The organism is Acinetobacter sp. PC34, assembly GCF_051789135.1.
GTDB classification, from domain to species: domain Bacteria; phylum Pseudomonadota; class Gammaproteobacteria; order Pseudomonadales; family Moraxellaceae; genus Acinetobacter; species Acinetobacter johnsonii.
The window spans coordinates 19,676-37,634 of sequence record NZ_CP196665.1; the positions used below are offsets into that span (position 1 = coordinate 19,676).

General features: G+C 40.0%; 13 protein-coding genes, 2 pseudogenes and 1 other annotated feature. Of the genes and pseudogenes, 5 read left to right on the top strand and 10 right to left on the bottom strand.

Annotation, left to right across the window (positions count from 1 at the left end):
* Positions 1 to 143: 143 nt before the first annotated feature.
* From ACSC9N_RS17130 to ACSC9N_RS17150, 5 genes are all read right to left on the bottom strand, one after another.
* Positions 144 to 3,380: a type I restriction endonuclease subunit R gene (locus ACSC9N_RS17130; RefSeq protein WP_439036147.1), complete on the bottom strand. Its 3,237-nt coding sequence runs from the start codon at positions 3,378 to 3,380 to the stop codon at positions 144 to 146.
* Positions 3,381 to 3,416: 36 nt separating this feature from the next.
* Positions 3,417 to 4,445, bottom strand: a complete 1,029-nt coding sequence (locus ACSC9N_RS17135) for a DUF2939 domain-containing protein (RefSeq protein ID WP_439036148.1) — start codon at positions 4,443 to 4,445, stop codon at positions 3,417 to 3,419.
* Positions 4,446 to 4,500: 55 nt separating this feature from the next.
* The gene (locus ACSC9N_RS17140) at positions 4,501 to 5,694 is read right to left on the bottom strand and encodes a restriction endonuclease subunit S (protein ID WP_395474824.1); all 1,194 of its coding nucleotides are present in this window, start codon (positions 5,692 to 5,694) and stop codon (positions 4,501 to 4,503) included.
* On the bottom strand, positions 5,691 to 7,238 hold the full coding sequence (locus ACSC9N_RS17145) for a type I restriction-modification system subunit M (protein ID WP_395474823.1): 1,548 nt from the start codon (positions 7,236 to 7,238) through the stop codon (positions 5,691 to 5,693). The genes ACSC9N_RS17140 and ACSC9N_RS17145 overlap by 4 nt, the downstream gene beginning before the upstream one ends.
* Before the next feature lie 309 nt (positions 7,239 to 7,547).
* Positions 7,548 to 7,790, bottom strand: a complete 243-nt coding sequence (locus ACSC9N_RS17150; protein WP_395474867.1) for a type II toxin-antitoxin system RelE family toxin — start codon at positions 7,788 to 7,790, stop codon at positions 7,548 to 7,550.
* Between the two features lie 171 nt (positions 7,791 to 7,961).
* On the opposite strand from ACSC9N_RS17150, the pseudogene ACSC9N_RS17155 reads away from it, so the two are divergent.
* Positions 7,962 to 8,198: pseudogene (locus ACSC9N_RS17155) on the top strand (EamA family transporter RarD); the annotation flags it as partial.
* Between the two features lie 159 nt (positions 8,199 to 8,357).
* On the opposite strand, the gene ACSC9N_RS17160 reads toward ACSC9N_RS17155, so the two are convergent.
* A complete protein-coding gene (locus ACSC9N_RS17160) occupies positions 8,358 to 9,269 on the bottom strand; it encodes a LysR family transcriptional regulator (protein WP_439036149.1) in 912 nt (303 codons plus the stop codon).
* Between the two features lie 96 nt (positions 9,270 to 9,365).
* Between ACSC9N_RS17160 and ACSC9N_RS17165 the strand changes: the two genes are divergently transcribed.
* Both ACSC9N_RS17165 and ACSC9N_RS17170 read left to right on the top strand, forming a co-directional pair.
* Entirely contained in the window at positions 9,366 to 10,619 is a 1,254-nt protein-coding gene (locus tag ACSC9N_RS17165) for an MFS transporter (protein WP_439036150.1), read from the top strand.
* Between the two features lie 13 nt (positions 10,620 to 10,632).
* Entirely contained in the window at positions 10,633 to 10,968 is a 336-nt protein-coding gene (locus ACSC9N_RS17170; protein WP_063454625.1) for a gamma-glutamylcyclotransferase family protein, read from the top strand.
* Between the two features lie 128 nt (positions 10,969 to 11,096).
* Here the strand turns inward: ACSC9N_RS17170 and ACSC9N_RS17175 are convergent, their stop codons facing one another.
* From ACSC9N_RS17175 to ACSC9N_RS17190, 4 genes and pseudogenes are all read right to left on the bottom strand, one after another.
* The gene (locus ACSC9N_RS17175; protein ID WP_227556956.1) at positions 11,097 to 11,561 is read right to left on the bottom strand and encodes a hypothetical protein; all 465 of its coding nucleotides are present in this window, start codon (positions 11,559 to 11,561) and stop codon (positions 11,097 to 11,099) included.
* Positions 11,558 to 12,479 (bottom strand): annotated as a pseudogene (locus ACSC9N_RS17180) (IS481 family transposase). The gene ACSC9N_RS17175 and the pseudogene ACSC9N_RS17180 overlap by 4 nt, the downstream one beginning before the upstream one ends.
* Positions 12,480 to 12,640: 161 nt before the next feature.
* Positions 12,641 to 13,540 (bottom strand): ParB/RepB/Spo0J family partition protein, encoded by a 900-nt coding sequence (locus tag ACSC9N_RS17185; RefSeq protein WP_063454626.1) that lies wholly within the window; start codon positions 13,538 to 13,540, stop codon positions 12,641 to 12,643.
* A gap of 18 nt (positions 13,541 to 13,558) precedes the next feature.
* A complete protein-coding gene (locus ACSC9N_RS17190; RefSeq protein ID WP_063454627.1) occupies positions 13,559 to 14,335 on the bottom strand; it encodes a ParA family protein in 777 nt (258 codons plus the stop codon).
* An 899-nt stretch (positions 14,336 to 15,234) separates the two neighbouring features.
* On the opposite strand from ACSC9N_RS17190, the gene ACSC9N_RS17195 reads away from it, so the two are divergent.
* Together ACSC9N_RS17195 and ACSC9N_RS17200 are read left to right on the top strand one after the other, a co-directional pair.
* Positions 15,235 to 16,407, top strand: a complete 1,173-nt coding sequence (locus tag ACSC9N_RS17195; protein ID WP_004763141.1) for a replication initiation protein — start codon at positions 15,235 to 15,237, stop codon at positions 16,405 to 16,407.
* A 291-nt stretch (positions 16,408 to 16,698) separates the two neighbouring features.
* A protein-coding gene (locus tag ACSC9N_RS17200) for an IS3 family transposase (RefSeq protein ID WP_439036151.1) occupies positions 16,699 to 17,933 on the top strand; the annotation gives its coding sequence in 2 pieces (ribosomal slippage) (positions 16,699 to 16,975 and positions 16,975 to 17,933; 1,236 coding nt in all).
* Positions 16,974 to 17,090: a sequence feature (AL1L pseudoknot), on the top strand. It overlaps the preceding gene by 117 nt.
* Positions 17,934 to 17,959: the final 26 nt, after the last annotated feature.

Genomic DNA, 17,959 nt, shown 5'->3' on the forward strand with positions numbered 1-17,959 from the left:
GCTAGCAAGAAAGCTGCAGTAGGCGAGAGCTACGCTAATCTTGAGAAAATACTTCTGATTGAACTACAAGATGGATTTAGAGATCGCTAAATTGAAACGATCTCTATGAAGCACACATTTTAGTTATTGTTTAGTGATATGAATTAAGCTGTAGTTGCTAACTCATCTGCCAATTGCTCCGCCTGCTCTAAGACAGTCTCTGTTGCGAGTAAAGCCATATCAGGTGGGTAGCCATACTTCTTGAGTAAGCGCTTCACAATGACTCTCAGCTTCGCCCTGGCAGCTTCTTTGATGGTCCAATCCAAAGTTACATTCTTACGAATAGACTCAGTCAGAACAACAGCAAGTTCGCGCAGGATCTCCTTCTGCATTAACTCCCGAGCACTCTCGTTATCCGCGACAGCCGAGTAGAAGGCATATTCATATTCAGTCAGGTTGAGTTCCTCTGCCATTTTGTCTGACTCTTGGATTGCCTTAGCCAATTTGATGAGTTCATCAATCACTTCGGCTGCAGTCAGTACCTTGTTCTGATAGCCCTTGATCGCAGAGCTCAGCATCTCCATGAGCTTTTTACCTTGCGTGACACTACGCTGCTCTCGCATCTTGATCTCATCGCCTAAGAGCTTCTTGAGGGTCTCTAGTGCAATGTTCTTGTGCTTATATCCTTTCATCTCTTGCATGAACTCATCAGACAGAATGGAGATGTCTGGTTTTTGGATTCCTGCTGCATCAAAGATGTCGACCACCTGTTCAGTCACAAGCGCCTGGTCAATGGTCTGTTTGACCTTGGCTTCCAATTCAGTATTGCTGAGGCCTGAGATTTTGCCTGAACCACCACTGAACTTGGCCAGTCGTGCTTTCACAGCCTGGAAGAATGCAACCACTGGCGCTGCTTCCATCGCATTTGGATGAGGTACAGCTAATGCAAATGCTTGAGACATGGCTGATACAGCATTAAGGAATCGTGTCTTACCTTCGCCCTGATCTACACCAAGGATGTGTTCCTCAGCTTCAAGGATGATGTTGAGCTTTCGAGAGGTATCGGCTGTGAAGTATTCCTGATAATTGAAGCCATGCATAATGCCATCAAGCACTTCAAGCTTCTCTTGGAGGATGGTTGCAGCTTCGTCTTGCACTAATGCCGGATCACCCTTACCACCTGCCTCAGAGTAGAAGGACAGAGCCTCTTTCAGATCTGATGCAATACCGAGGTAATCTACGACCAGACCACCAATCTTGTCTTTATAGACACGGTTTACTCGTGCAATGGCTTGCATGAGGTTATGACCTTTCATTGGCTTGTCGATGTAGAGCGTGTGCATGCTTGGTGCATCGAAACCAGTCAGCCACATATCACGAACAATCACGAGCTTCAGCTTGTCATCATTGTCCTTCATGCGATTGGCCAGAATTTGACGCTGTTGCTTGGTCGTATGGTGCTTGGCAATTTCTTCACCATCAGAAGCAGATGAGGTCATCACTACCTTGATTACACCATCATGCAAGTCATCGCTGTGCCATTCTGGTTTGATTGCTACAATCTCGTTGTAGAGGTCTACCGCAATCCTACGAGACATGCTGACGATCATGCCTTTACCTTGGTTTGCATTGGCTTTTAGACGCTGCTCAAAGTGTTCTACGATGTCTTTAGCAATGGCTTTGATACGTTCTTTACTACCAATAAGTCCTTCGACTCTTGCCCACTTTGCCCGTTCTTTTTGTGTCTGGTTTAGATCGTCTTCGGTGAACTGGTCGTCAAAGTCCTCAATCAGTTCTTTGCCTTCCTCGCTGATGGCAATCTTGGCGAGTCGGCTTTCATAGAAGATACGAACAGTGGCGCCATCCTCTACCGCCTGAGAGATGTCATAGATGTCGACATAGTTACCAAAGACTGCAGGCGTGTTGACGTCAGTCTTCTCAATTGGTGTACCAGTGAAGCCAAGGTAAGTGGCATTCGGTAAAGCATCACGCATGTACTTGGCAAAACCATAGACAGTCCGCTTACCGACAACCTTGCCATTCTCGTCTTTGACATCGACCTCTTTTGCATTGAAGCCATACTGAGAACGATGTGCTTCGTCTGCTATTACGACAATATTGGTTCGGTCTGAGAGCTGCTCATAGACACTGCCACCATCATCAGGTTGGAACTTCTGGATAGTGGTGAAGATCACCCCACCTGAACTCACCTTCAGCAGTTCTTTGAGCTCATCTCTATTCTCTGCTTGCTTCGGTGTTTGTCTGAGTAGTTGGCTTGATGCTGCAAAGGTTCCAAACAGTTGGTCATCTAAGTCATTACGGTCTGTAATCACAACAACAGTTGGATTATCCAAAGCCAAGACAATCTTACCTGTATAGAAAACCATGGACAGAGACTTGCCTGAGCCTTGTGTATGCCAAACAACACCTGCCTTCTTGTCACCTACAGCTTGTTGCTGGACCAGCTCCAGCTTGCTTCTACCTTGCTGTTGCATTGCGACTTCTGCAGACTTCGAGTCCGAGTTCACTGCAGACGCACGAATAGTAGAGAGGACTGCTGCATTCACTGCATAGTACTGATGGTATGCAGCCATCTTCTTGATGGTTTTGATGGTGATCAAGCCATTGGCATCTTCTTGTTTATTGGATTCAAACACAATGAAGTGCCTGATCATGTCCAGTAAAGTCACTGGATTCAGCAACCCATGTAGTAAGACCTCGAGCTGTGCCTGAGTACTCTTTGCCTTGGTTTGTCCATTAGTCGTCTTCCAAGCCATGTACCGACTGAGATCTGCTGAGACCGTTCCTGCTTTCGCCTCTAAACCATCAGAGATGACGTTAAAGGCGTTGTAGGTAAACAGACTAGGGATTTGGCTTTGGTAGGTCTGAATCTGCCTGTAAGCGCCATCTACAGTAGCATTTTCATCAGTAGCATTCTTAAGCTCAATGACCACCAAAGGTAAGCCATTCACATACAGGATCAAGTCTGGTCGTCTGGTCCAGCGATCCTCTTTGATGGTGACTTGGTTGATAACCAGAAATTCGTTGTTGGTTGGTTCATTGAAATCAATCAGCCAAGCATACTCACCTTGAGTATTACCATCCTTACTGACTTCGATGTTTACACCTTCGGTCAGCAAGCGATGAAATGCTTGGTTGTTACTGAGCATATCCGGGGAGTGCAGATTGGTGACTTGCTTCAGTGCTTCAATGCATTTATCTTCGCTCAAATGAGGATTCAGACGCTGTAATGCTTCTAGCACCTTGGCTTCTAAGATGACCTGCTTATAACTTCGCAGAGGATTGCTTCCCTTGGATTCAATATCAGGACCATACACATAGCTATAGCCCATTCCCTCCAGTTGCTCTATCGCCATCAGCTCTATGTCTGATTCAGTCATCTTAGTCACTATCTTCCCCCCTTGCTCACTTCTTCTTTAATCAGTATGTACGTTGTAGCCGTAATTCGTTGTCATTTCTTCTAGTGTTCCATTGAAATCGCCATGACACGCATGAGCATAAATTTCAGCATCCGACATCAAAATGCCTGGTACACCTAGATCTTTGTTCAATGGGACTACTGTCACTTGTCCTTCCATACGAACTGTCGGCTTCTCAATAGAGCAAGTAATTTGGATTGTATGAGTAGCATCATTCCACTCAGTAGACTCATCCTCCCACCCTTTGCTTCCACCCAACAAGGTCAATTCGATATCTACGTCATTTGGAGTTTGGCTTAATATTTCAAATCCTTTGACCTGTGCAACAGAACATGGATCACGATAGCAAAATTCCATGACTTTACCGACTTGAGCACCAGAGTGATTAAAGACTGTTTGAGATATTGTTGGTCGATCTTGTACTTTTGCCTCAAGTACTTGTTCGCTTGATGTATCTTGAAGATTAGATTCTTGATCCAAAGCAACTGAATTCTGATCTAGGTCTAAAGCTAATTTGGTTACCTTCCAACTTAAGCCATTACGATGCATAATGACTTTCAGCTTCTTGTCTGTATCCAATCGCTTAAGCGTTAACTCAAAATCATTAATAGTTAAATATCGAGTACTCGACTCAAACTTTACATTCTGTTCTTGCTTGACATCTTCAGTTGCCAAATCTTGCTTAATTGCATCACGAATATCCTTACCTTGAAGCATGAGTGTTACACCCTCAGGTGTCACCATAGCATCAACGACTTTATCCACCATAGCAACAGCCAACATTTCACCTAATGCTTCCCAACCATCACTATTGCTATTCGCCATGTCCTTCATAACACTGGCTTTCACCTGAGATTTAAAGCTTTCTCGAACGCTTGGATAATCAATGTAGGTTGATAGCTTTTCAGTATCACCTGCTTCTGCTGCTTTTTTAATGTTATTGATGGCAAGATATGGCGAAGCATACAAATAGCCACAGATCACGACTATGATTGCTATTAAAGCCCCTAGCAGCTTCTTGTTCATGGTTTACCCCCTGAATGTAAAAAAGGTGAAGCCATCAAATTGCTTCACCTCAATGTTATGCAACTTGTTCTGTTTGGTATTGGACCCGCACTTCACCACTCATGAGCTTTGGTAGAAGCGTATCTCTTAGGTTTTCTAGTGTTTGGATTTGCTCGACGTTATTTAGCTTATTCTCAAATAATGGTGCTATCTCTAACTCGAAATCAGTGATCATACCTATTGGTGGAAGCTTAAGCTCAACATCTTCGAATGTGCGAGTTGTGATCGTATCAAATACACTTCCATAAGCTGCTGCTGAAAGCTCATCAACGATGTAAGCCAACAACAAGTACACGAAGTAGTAGTGTGTATGCCCTTTAGGGATAATCCCATAATTGGACTGACTAAATGTCATCGGTCTAGATAACATTGCATACTTACCTACTGTACCTCTCGCACTGATGACAGAAGCTAACTTAGGTAACAACTTGGTGGAGCTTTTCTCTAAACCAAGTTCTGTAATAGCTTTCTCTGCTCTAACAATAAAGCCTTGGTGAGCATTCGCAATATCACCACCTGAAAGCCAAGGAATATCACCATCCCAATAGTCAGCTTCAGATGTTTTAGGCGTACCACCACCAACTAATGAGAATACATCCAATACTTTGGTTTCGCTCCAATCCTCTTTCGCTTCCTCAATAAACCATTGACGAAACAGCGTTTCAGCCATGGCTTCCAAGGTCTTGTTCTGACGATGCAGTAAGTCAATCTTGTCATCTAATGATGAAAGGACTGAGGCTATGGCTTTTTGTTCGGGGAGAGATGGTAACTTAAATTTGTACGCTCGTATCCCTTTCAAAGGTACATTAGGAATAGTTGTCCCTGTTGCTACATTTTCGAGGTGTGACTGAAAGTTATCAGATAAACACTCATAGTAGAAAAAATCTCGATTAACAAGATTTGTATCTAAATTTATGTAGCAGGCACTTTTCCCTAAAGCACATAATTCACCTTGATACTTAGCTACATTACCAATTGTGCCATTAATTGAAATTAAGATCGTAGACTCATCTAATGGTTTTACAATCTTAAGATACTCTTCTTCGGTAATTCTCTTGGTTTCTGGTTTTATGACAATACGCCCATTTAGCAAATTATTGCCATTGATGAAGCTGTAAAGGCCTTTATCATCATAGGTTGGTGTGCCATGTAGCCCATCCCCAATTTTTGAGCTTACATCGTCTAATACAACCTGATTCCATTCACTCATACCATCACCTTTGCCAAGTTCTCAGCAATGGCTTGATTGAGCTTGGCTTCCTCTGCAAGCTGCGCCTCAAACTCTACTTTCAAACTGGTGAAGCGTTCCTTAAAGTCGAACTCGTCCTCGTCATCGGCTAAACCAACATAACGACCTGGGGTAAGCACATAATCCAGCTCAGCCACTTTCTCAAGCGGGACAGATGCACAGAAGCCTGCCACATCTTCGTACTCACCGTCTTTGTTACGCCAGTTGTGGTAAGTGTCCGTGATCAGCTTAATGTCTTCATCAGACAATACTTTTGTTCTGCGGTTAATGAGATGCCCTAAGTTACGAGCATCAATGAATAGGATTTCATTGCTACGATCTTTGTATTGGGTTGAACCAACACGATCACGACGCATAAACCATAAAGCTGCAGGAATCTGTGTGTTCAGGAATAGCTTGGCAGGTAGGTTCACAATACAGTCAATGACATTGGCTTCAGAAACCAAGGCTTTACGAATCTCACCTTCGCCACTGGTCTTAGAAGTAAGCGCACCTTTCGCAAGGACTACACCTGTCTGACCTTTAGGACTCATGTGATACAAGAAGTGTTGCATCCAAGCGAAGTTCGCATTACCTGCAGGTGGTGTACCAAGCTGCCAGCGAGCATCACCTACTAATTGCTCACCACTCCAGTCAGAGACGTTGAATGGTGGATTCGCAATGATGTAATCCGCTTTAAGGTCTTTGTGTGCATCGTTGAGGAATGAACCCTCAGAGTTCCATTTCACATGCTCTGAATTAATGCCACGAATTGCCAGGTTCATCTTGGCCAAACGCCAAGTGGTCTGGTTACTTTCTTGACCATAGATGGAGATGTCATCTACCAACCCCTGATGCGATTCTACGAACTTCTCAGACTGTACGAACATACCGCCCGAACCACAGCAAGGATCGAATACACGTCCTTTGTATGGCTCAAGCATATTGACCAATAGGCTCACAATAGATTTAGGCGTGTAGAACTGCCCACCTTGCTTGCCTTCAGCTAAAGCGAACTCACCCAGGAAGTATTCAAATACGTGCCCTAGAACGTCAGCAGAGCGCGATTTCGCATCGCCTAGTGCAATGTTACCAATCAGATCAATCAGCTCTCCTAGGCTCGTAGGATCGAGATTCTGACGTGCATAGACTTTAGGAAGTACACCTTTCAATTGAGGGTTGTCATTCTCGATGGCTTCCATTGCATCATCGACTAACTTGCCAATGTTAGGTTGTTTGGCTTGGTTTAACAGGAATGACCAACGTGCATTCTCAGGAACGAAGAAGACGTTGTATGCAGTGTATTCATCACGGTCTTCAGGGTCAGCTCCTGCAAACTCTCCTTCGCCTTCTACAAGCAGATTGTAGTGAGCTTCAAATGTGTCGCTAATGTATTTGAGGAAGATTAAACCAAGGACTACATGCTTGTACTCTGCAGCATCAATATTTTTACGAAGTTTGTCTGCTGTCTTCCATAACACAACCTCTAAGGGTTCTTGTTTGGTTTGCTTTGGAGTACGAGCCATATTGAATCCTATGATTATGCAGGTGTTTTCATTAAGGCAATACTACCAACAAGCACATGAGTAAGTAAGTAGCACGTCGACATTACTTGTCGTATATCTTTGAGATACCGAAATTATCGTAATACTTAAATTTCGAGGGATTGGCTTTGTATTGCTCAGATATAATAGGATTACCGCCACCTTTACTCTTACTAGGTTCAGCTCGGACAGGAAACTGACTGTCGTTACCGAATAAGATGAGTATGTTACTGAAACTTACCTACTTTGAGTGTTTTCATAGACACTATCAGCTTATGGGCATTACATCATTTATGAATGACGAGAGTTGGCATCATCATAGACAGCATTGTTTTCACGTCTGCCTACAGCAATCACGAGGACAACTACTTCATCATCAATGACTTCATAAACCAAACGATAACTAATGCTGCGAATTTTGATCTTGTAGCGATTAGGATGTCCTAACAGCTTGTTTTTGGGAATGCGAGGATTCTCCAAAACCTTGATCAACTTCTTCTTCAATGGCTGCTTAAAATCATGATGAGTATGTATAGTTTACCAATTTAAAACCTCCTGTTTTTTCAGCACATATCAGAATCTTTCAATCGGTATATTTCAGGTAAAAACTAGTAATCAGAAGTTATTCTCATACACATATAAAACAAGCATAAACATAAAAACAATAACTTAGTAAATTATTCTTCCACTTTTTTTATATTTAGTGTTATTAGTGCGTCGGCTTTAGCATTTCAGTCCTTGTCTGCCCTGCATTTAAACTTAAACCTGTTTGGACTGTTGGTTTATGTTGAACCGATATTGTTAGTGGCGGTTTCAAACGCCTTAGGGGAAAGCATTACTTCAGCAGAATGGCCAACCTATATCGCTATTTCGCTCGCAGTTTTTACCCTCATGCTGGAAGGATTACGCAGCTTTAAAAAGAATCGTAAATTAGCGACATAGGCATTTTTTATGCATATTTTCCTCTAGATCTCTTAAATTTAGCCGTCTAGGCATGATTTGGTGCTGAATCGAGAACAGACTTTTTAATCGTATTTAAATGGCTATTTGACTCCGCGAGTTACGTGCTGACACTTCATATTTAAAACGACATACCGTGAATTACAGCGGACCTTTTAAATGATGATATTGTCTCACAATACTATTCAATAAGCTGGAAAAGTTGATTGCAGGTTGGCTATGCAAATCTGCCTTGAAGGCAATACCGAGTCCAATCGTCGCGGTCTTATTCTTCAGGTATTTATATTTAATCCCTTCAATTTTGAGCTGTTGGGTAGACTCAGGCACCAAAGAAACACCCAAATTCGCCGCAACCAACGATAAAATTGAAACAATCTGAGGAGCTTGCTGTCCAATTTTAGGCGAGAAGCCATGCTGTTGACAGCTATTTAAAATCGCGGCATACAGCCCCGCACTCACCTCTGGTGGAGAGACAATGAAGCTCTCATGCTTAAATTCTGCCAAATCTACCACCTCATCTTCTGCTGGATATTGAATCGGCAAGGCTGCAATCAATTTTTCATCGATCAAATTACGAATCGTAATGGCTTTAGGATACTGCGCAGGTGGTCGCACAATCACAATGTCTAATTCATTATTCAACAAACTCTCAATCAAAATCAAAGAATTGGCTTCTTTTAATACCAAATTCACCTGAGGGTATTGCTGTTGAAATGCTTGAATGGCTGTTGGAATTAAAGTGTTTAAAATTGAGGTGCCTGTAAAGCCGAGCCGTAGTTCTCCCAATTCGCCATTGGCCGTACTTTGGGTCAATTTCACCGCATTTTTCAGTTGGTTCTGAACGGGCAAGACCATTTTAAGAAAAGTTTCCCCTGCTGGTGTCAGAGCTACACCATGAGAGTAGCGATAAAAAAGTTCTACACCGATTTCCCTTTCCAATTTTTTAATTTGCATACTCAACGGCGGCTGACTTATGCCGAGACGTAAGGCTGCTTTAGAGAAACTTTGCTCTTCCGCGATAGCAATAAAATATTGAATATTGCGCAACTCCATATATTAAAGCTATACCATTATTGAGTTATATATATTATACATATATGCATGTAGTTATTAAAATAAAGCTTCTCTCCATTTTAAATCCGCCAAGTTATGAAACTGAGCTCTTCACTAGAAGCAGATTGGTCTACCCCTCAACAGCCGATTCCACAGACCATCAGCCAAGGTACAGTTGAATATAAAAGAGCGGGCATGGCGCTGTTTTTGTTGGGCTTTGCCAGTTTTTCACTGATTTATTGCGTACAACCCTTACTGCCTAATTTAAGTCAGAGTTTCCATATTGCACCCAGTGCAAGTGCTCTAGCACTGTCCTTAACCACAGGCTTTTTAGCCATGTCGATCGTGCTATCCAGTGCCTTTTCACAAACATTGGGCAGAAAAGGCCTGATGTTTTTCTCTATGCTTTTGGCTTCTATACTCAATGTGGTATGCGCGATTTCACCGAGTTGGCATGTGCTCATGGTTTCAAGAAGCTTAGAGGGTTTTGTTCTAGGTGGAGTTCCCGCAGTTGCAATGGCTTGGATTGCAGAAGAAATTAGTCCCAAAAACTTAAGTAAAACCATGGGGCTGTATATTGCAGGCACAGCATTTGGCGGCATGATGGGACGTGTTGGCATGGGCATTTTGACCGAGTTTTTCTCGTGGCGTATTTCCATGGCCATTCTCGGCGTCATCTGTCTGTTCTGTGCATTAGGTTTTTTGAGACTCTTACCCAATTCACGAAATTTCATTGCCCAGCAAAGTATTTCTTTTAAGTTCCATCTACATGCATGGTATGCACACTTAAGTCATACACGACTGTTAAAAATCTATGGAATTGGCTTTTTACTCACCAGTGTATTTGTCACGCTGTTTAACTATGTGACCTTCAGACTGTTTGCAGCACCATATCATTTAAGCCAAACCCAGATTAGCCTCATTTTTTTATCTTATAGTTTGGGTATTATTTCCTCTTCGATTGCAGGCCATATTGCAGACCGAATAGGCAAAAAGCAGTTAATGGTTTTGGGCTTTTTGTGCATGCTCTTAGGCGTGCTACTCACTCTTTCTGCCTCGTTGTTTTTGATTATTCTCGGGATTGGCTGTGTGACCACTGGCTTTTTCATTGCCCATGCCATTGCTAGCAGTCGAGTTGGAGAACTCGCAATATCTAATAAAGGTCATGCTACTTCTTTATATCTGCTTTTTTATTATTTAGGTTCAAGCATTGTAGGTGCGTATGGCGGAAATATCTGGCAAAGCCATGGCTGGAATGGCATCGTTATATTAAATATTTTTCTGATTCTAATTGCACTCATCGTTATTTTTTCAATAAAACCGCTTCATTCTCCATCTGTTACCCATTAGGAATATTTACATCATGCAACAACACTTATTTGTTTACGGTACTTTAGGACCAAACAAACCCAATGCTCATATTTTAGAAGTGATTGCTGGTACATGGAGCAAAGGCTCTGTGAAAGGTTTGCTTAAGGAAGCAGGTTGGGGAGCAGAACTTGGCTTTCCTGGGCTAATGCTAAGCCCAGATGGACAAACTGTTGATGGATATATATTTAGTTCAGAGCAATTAGATACGCTGTGGAACAACTTGGATGAATTTGAAGGAAGTGAATATCAGCGTGTTTTAACTGAAGTCACTTTAGAGAATGGGCAGACGCAACAGGCTTATGTTTATGCGTTAAACCCAAATACATAAAAAGCATGACATCATATCGTTAGCGTATAAATGTTGCGCATACATCGAAAACTTATGCGGTATTTGAATGTTACCCTCTAATATTCAAGTACCGCTAATTTTTGAACCCTTGATATGCATTATCAAATTCATGCAAAGTTCTGTTTTTCTAACCATACCAGCAACCCAGACCAACTTTTAAAATCATCCACCGCACGTACAATACAATTTGGACTACGCTCCAAGAGCATTTTACTTAAGGCGTTGCCCGGCCCAATTTCTAAGACAACATCAGGCTGATTTTCTTGTATTGCAGTTAAACAAGCATCCCAGTCAATTGGATGATTCATTTGGTGAATTAGCGCGTTCACTGCGTCTGTGGTCTTAAAAAACTTATGTCCACCCGAACCACTAATCATGGCCGTGCATAAACGAGCAAAGTCTTGCTGCTGTAAAACTTGCCGATACGGCTGAACCGCAGCATCCATACATACGGTATGCGATGCAATGGTGACATTCAAGCGTTTAACAAAACGTGTTCCTCGTAATTCGAGTTGCAGAGCCAGCTGCTGTAAATTGGCATCATCCCCACCCACAACAAAAACTACTATCACTCAGTTTGATGGAAAGTGTTTAGTACGGGCATTTGATGGATCGGATCAATCTTAAAAAGTTCAGGTTCATCTGTCCACTGTTTGCAGATGAATTCGTAGGGAGTCAGGCCCCTGAGTGTTTTGAGTCTGCGGCCGAAGTTGTATGCAGCAATAAAATCAGCAAGGTAAATGCATAGCTGAGTGTGATCGTCGTAATGGAACCGTTTGACAGTAGCTTCTTTAATTGTTCGGTTCATCCTCTCGACCTGTCCATTGGTCCATGGATGCTTAACCTTGGTAAGACGATGTTCAATGCCACATTCAGTACAAATCCGATCAAAGATGTGCTCAGAGGCGTAGCGATCACAGGTGCGGTTCGTGAACTGGATGCCGTTATCTGTTAGCCCGTATGGATTCTATAGGGCACAGCCTTAACCAGATTGCGCATGAACTCCGCGGCTGCCATCTTACTGGCTTTAGTATGCAATTCAGTGAACGCGAACTTGGAAGTGCGATCAATTGCAACGAAGAGATAAAGCTTACCCTGTGCTGTTTGCATCTCAGCGATGTCGATATGAAAGTAACCAATGGGGTAGCTCTTGAAGCGCTTCCTGACAGGGCGATCACCTTGTACCTCAGGTAGTCGTGAAATACCATGCCGCTGCAAGCAGCGGTGTAACGACGAGCGTGTCAGATAAGGAATACTGGGCTGCAATGCATAAAGGCAATCGTCTAGCGGCAACAAAGTGCGTTTTCGAAAAGCAACAATTGCCGCCTCATCTTCAGGCGATAACACGCTTGAGCGAGGATTCTTTGGCCCGGTTGAAGATCATCTACTGAAGTACGTTTCTTCCATTTTGCGACGGTCTTTTGATTGATGCCGTAACGCTTGGCTAGCGTTCTTAAGCTCTCTTGACTATTTTGTATTGCTCGACGCACTGCCTATGTCGTTGTGGCGATGCTGTGTAGAACTTGTCCCATAGTGCTTCCTTCCATTTATCTGAGAATATTGCACCATTAAAATCTGGGACTAAACAACTATATAATTTTTCCCAATTACAAAAAAATAGTGTAGCAACTTGCTACACTATTTTTTTACTTTATTTTTCTAACATTCGTTTTAGGAACGTTTCTAATTCTTGTAAATTTAGATCATCAAATTGTCCGATTTTTAAAGATACCTTTAATGTATTATGGTCAAATTTGATATTACCAGCAACTTTCCCATCATATTCAATTTTATGTACAATTGAAGTTTGAATAACATCTTTCGTTTCTCTTGACTTAAAGATTTTTTCAGCTAGTGATGCCAATTTTGTCTGTTCAACTTCTTTTTTAAGCAGATATGACCAGGCTTCGAATAATGCTTCTTTAGCATATTCATGGTTTTCTTCATGATCTGATAGAAACTTTTTCACTGCTGTAGCAGCAGTCCGTGCTAATAATGACGGCTGTTTTTCCAAATCTTCAATCAACTCTCCAGGTAATTTTTCAAAAGATAAATATTTATACATATCTTCACGATTCATACCTAATGACTTTGCTAACTTCTGCTTATTTTTTTTTAATTTTTCATCCAAAGAAGTTAATCCAACATATATTTCATAATCTGTCAGATCTTCTCGCTTTAAATTTTCAGCTAATGTTAATAAAGCAACTTCTTCATCTGATGCATCAATAATGATTACTTCAATGGTGTTCTTATTGAGAAATTGGTGAGCTTTCAATCGTCTTTCACCAGCAATCAACTCATATTTATCATTTATTCTACGAACCGCAATTGGTTGCAATAGCCCTATTTCCTCAATTGATGCTGCTAAATCTTCAATATCTTGTTGATTAAAGAGTTTTCGAGGCTGGTTCGGACTAGCTTGAATATCTGTAATTTGTACATTACGTCTTAGCTCTTTGACATCTTTTATATGCTCCTTTTGGGCATTTTGATGCTTTTGAGTATTTTGCTGAAGACGTTTAGCCAATAGCTCTTTATTACTTACCATAGTATTTCCAGAATTATATTATCCGACACGTTGAACAATTTCTTGTGCTAAATTTTCAAAAGCTTTTCTAACTTTTGAGTTTTTATCAACAGATAATAAAGGTTGTTGCAAAATTGCAGCTTGATTAACCTTAGTGCTCATTGGAATTGTGGTATGCAATAATTCTCCAACTTGATTAAAAGCTTCATCTTTTATTAATTTACATACATTATGACGCTCATCATGTTTAATTAATAAAGCACCTAAGAGTTCTAATTTAGGGTTAACTCTTCTAATTTTACTTAAATGATTAATTAAATCAGTAACACCATAGAGACCGTATTGTGAACCAGATTCAATTGGGACAATAACATGTGTCGAAGCAGCTAAAGCATTGCTAGTTAGTAATTTTAAGCTCGGAGGGCAATCAATAAGAATGTAGTCATATAATCCTTCTAGAATTTCCAATTTATTTGAAAGTTCCTCGGATGGTCTTGGTACATCATCTTTCAATTGATCTTCAGTTTTACCAAGAGTTAATGAGCCATATATTAAGGAAACATTCTTAAATTTTGTTTCTTCTTCTAATGCTTCCGATAATAGACTTATATCACCAATAAGTAATTCAGCTGATGTAGTTTCAACTTCGCTAGGGTGTCTTAATCCTATATGTAAACTTGCATTTGCTTGTGGATCAAGATCAATGACTAAGACTTTATTTCCTAATTCAGCAAGTTCTGAAGCAAGATGTACTACGGTAGTTGTTTTCCCGCAACCACCCTTATGATTAGCTACAGCAATGATTTTAGTTGACATATTTGTATTAAGGAATTTACTTTGATTTCATTTAATATAAAGTTATTTGTAGCAACTTGCTACAGTTCCTTTGTCATATTTTTAAATTTAAAAGAAGTGGAAAAAAATTTAACTTTTTTAAAAATATAGCTAGCTAATTTTAATTAGTATTAATTAGTTAATTAGTTAATTATAATTAGACATATTTTATTTGTTTAAAAACAAATAGATATGATTTTTAAAGTGGAAGACATGTCACTAATAAGTGGAAGGTCTGTCATTGATAAGTGGAAGGTCTGTCACTGACAAGTGGAAGGCTTGTCACTAATGAGTGGAAGGTCTGTCACTGATAAGTGGAAGACTTGTCACTATGGTGGAAGACTTGTCATTATGATTTATTTTAACGTGGATTTTTTAGTTTAAAATATTATAATTCAATTATTTATGGTGTTGATAAGTTTGCTTTTCTTAGAATAAAGGTGGAAGGCTTGTCATTAGATGTTTTTGATTCTGTGGATAAACTATTTGTTTAAAATTTAATTGATAACATGATGTTTGATAGTCAAGAATATCTGAATGGTGGAAGGTTTGTCACTTGAATGGTGGAATATTTATGAAGTAATTCCACTTTAGATATGTTATAGGCTAGTCCTACTTTCAAGTTAATTGCTTTATCGACAAGGATGAACTATCAAAGGTGGAAGAATTGTCACTTATAAGTGTTTAATTCTATATTTATTCCACCATAAGATTGAATAGTATCTAAATTGCACTTTTATAGTGACACTTCTTCCACTCTTAGGGTGTTTGATGGTCATAAACTGAGTAAACTTAATATAAGAAAGTGAAAATAGTGAGCGGTTTGCATCTTCTTCCACTTTTGTGTATAACATATAGAAAATATTTTAATCTTTCCACTTATGAGTAATCACAACGAACCAGAAGAATTAGAACATCTACCTTATTGTATTGGTAATATTCGACATAATGGAGTAGTCAGTACAAGTAACCGTCTGATTAGACCCATTGAATTATCATCTAATGAGTATAAAGCTCTACTTTATGCAATGGCTGTTGCAAATTATGGTGAGAAGAATAATCAAGATCGTGAAATTACAGAGCAAACTTATATTTATTTGCATAAAGATGATTTAGGTGAATTATTAGGATTAGACAAAAAGAATTCCATTAATGTTGCTATTGATCGTATTTATAAAGAATTATCATCACGAGTAGCTCATTTTGTAATTGAAGAGCCCGTGGATGACAATAAGCGTAAAGTTAAAAAAGTACACTCAGTAGTTCCAATTATTCGTGAACTCCGTTGGGAAGATGATGCTAAAAATGCTTTGCAGATACGTTTCACCAGTGAAGTACTGCCATATTTTACTCGTTTAGCAAATGGAAATTTTACGACTTATCAATTGAAAGATTTATTTGCTTTGGACTCCGTAACCAGTATGAGTTTGTATTCATACTTTATCAAAAATGAATTTAAGTATGCTAATCAAGATTCTTATGAGGTTGAACTTTCACTGGAGAATATCAAAGCATTAATTGATATTGGGGAGAAAAAATATGATCGTTGGGTTGATTTTAGACGATACGTTTTAGACAAAATTATTGAAGAAATTAATGATAGGACTAGTCTTCAATTACAATACGATACCATCAAGAAAGGTCGACCTATTGTCGGAGTTCGATTTAAAATTCTTAATAGGCACGCCACTGAAGTCATTGCATCTAATACTAATGATAAGACTCAAATCTATTTAGACGTCAATTTTGATGATAATGCGCTTGTTAAAGAATTAGGTGCGAAGTTCGATATGACTGTAAGGTCTTGGTACATCTATGCAAACGACCCAAATTATAAACAGTTTAGTAAGTGGTTTAAGACAGAAGGGTGCTTAACTGAATCTCAAGCAAATGTGATAGTGAATGATATTATGTTCCAAATGGATTTTGCTGTAGCTGGCAGTTCAATGAGTGAATTTAAGCGAGAAATGAAATATAAACTAAAAAATAATCCAAATTTTGTAAAAGAAAATAGAAAACGTTTGAATGAAATATTTGGAAAAGACGTTATATGACTGTGTAGCAACTTGCTACACTTTTCACTATAAGGTGTAAAATAAGATTGATATCAGTTTACTTCATATTTTGATAGCTAATTATTAGACCTATGAACAAATTATTCATCCATTAAGGTAGAACATGAAAACTAATCCTTACATTCCTAACCACACACTTACGAAGACAGATCAAGGTTATGTTGTTAATTTTATCGTTAAACAAAATAAACCGATACCCGTATTTGAGAATATGTCACTTTGAACCGTACCGGGTTTGTCGGAGAGTCAATATTCTGAGAGACTATCCCGATGACAAAATTAAAATATACCTCTGAAATCAGAGAAAGAGCGGTTCAATTATTGATTGAATCTGAAAAAGATTATCCTTCTACTTGGGCTGCGATCACCGCTATTGCTCCCAAGATAGGTTGTACTCCTGAAACACTTCGTGCCTGGCATCAAAAGCATTTAGATCAGCAAAATCCTATTAAAGTACAACAGATATATGATCAAGAAAAAATGAAGCAAATGGAACGTGAAATTAAAGAATTAAAGCGTGCCAATGAAATTCTACGTAAAGCAGCCGCTTTTTTCGCCCAGGCGGAGCTCGACCGCCCACACAAATAATGGTGGATTTCATCCATAACAATAAAGACTTATATGGTGTTGATGCGATTTGTAGGATTTTACCGATCGCAGCTTCAACCTATTACCGGACTCTAGATCTCTGCGATGAGAAGCATTGCTTCGCAAGGGAACATCGAGCAAAGCGAGATTTACATGACTTGCATCATGCTGAGGAGATTAAACGAATTTGGAAGGAAAGTTCAGGTCGGTATGGTGTACGTAAAGTCTGGCAAAAACTGAAACGTGAAGGCTATATTATTGCACGCTGTACTGTTGCTCGATTAATGAAAAAGCTAGGTATACAAGGTGTTTGGCGAGGTAAGAACAAACAAACCACCCGTAGCCGAGATGACCAAAAACGGGCAGATGATTTAGTGAAACGGAATTTTAATGCTGATCATCCAAACCAACTATGGGTGGGTGACTTTACGTATATTCAAACTCATTCAGGCTGGGTCTATACCGCCTTTATTATTGATGTGTTCTCGCGAGCAATTGTTGGATGGAAAGTATCTACACGGATAAATACAGATATGGTGCTCGATGCACTTGAGCAAGCATTGCACGATCGAGGCATGCCTAAGAATGTGATTCATCATTCCGACAGGGGTGTGCAATATCTTTCGATTCGCTATACCAATCGTTTAGAAGCAGCAAATTTACGAGCATCAGTCGGTACAACGGGTGATTCATACGATAATGCTCTGGCTGAAACGGTGAATGGCTTATACAAAACAGAGGTGATTGAATATTTAAAAGCAGATTGGCAAGGTTTAGCGGATGTACAACTTGCGACATTAAATTGGGTAGATTGGTTCAATAAAAAGCGTGTACACAGTGCACTGGGTTATGTATCGCCTTTTGAGTTTGAAGCAATGTACTATGATAAGATTAACCCGTTAGGTCAGGTGGCCTAACTTAAATAAAAAAGTCTCCGACAAAC

Excerpts from the sequence above, each read along its gene's own strand:
- ACSC9N_RS17130 (WP_439036147.1), bottom strand. The coding sequence starts at position 3,380 with ATGACTGAATCAGACATAGAGCTGATGGCGATAGAGCAACTGGAGGGA.
- ACSC9N_RS17135 (WP_439036148.1), bottom strand. The coding sequence starts at position 4,445 with ATGAACAAGAAGCTGCTAGGGGCTTTAATAGCAATCATAGTCGTGATC.
- ACSC9N_RS17140 (WP_395474824.1), bottom strand. The coding sequence starts at position 5,694 with ATGAGTGAATGGAATCAGGTTGTATTAGACGATGTAAGCTCAAAAATT.
- ACSC9N_RS17145 (WP_395474823.1), bottom strand. The coding sequence starts at position 7,238 with ATGGCTCGTACTCCAAAGCAAACCAAACAAGAACCCTTAGAGGTTGTG.
- ACSC9N_RS17160 (WP_439036149.1), bottom strand. The coding sequence starts at position 9,269 with ATGGAGTTGCGCAATATTCAATATTTTATTGCTATCGCGGAAGAGCAA.
- ACSC9N_RS17165 (WP_439036150.1), top strand. The coding sequence starts at position 9,366 with ATGAAACTGAGCTCTTCACTAGAAGCAGATTGGTCTACCCCTCAACAG.
- ACSC9N_RS17170 (WP_063454625.1), top strand. The coding sequence starts at position 10,633 with ATGCAACAACACTTATTTGTTTACGGTACTTTAGGACCAAACAAACCC.
- ACSC9N_RS17185 (WP_063454626.1), bottom strand. The coding sequence starts at position 13,540 with ATGGTAAGTAATAAAGAGCTATTGGCTAAACGTCTTCAGCAAAATACT.
- ACSC9N_RS17190 (WP_063454627.1), bottom strand. The coding sequence starts at position 14,335 with ATGTCAACTAAAATCATTGCTGTAGCTAATCATAAGGGTGGTTGCGGG.
- ACSC9N_RS17195 (WP_004763141.1), top strand. The coding sequence starts at position 15,235 with ATGAGTAATCACAACGAACCAGAAGAATTAGAACATCTACCTTATTGT.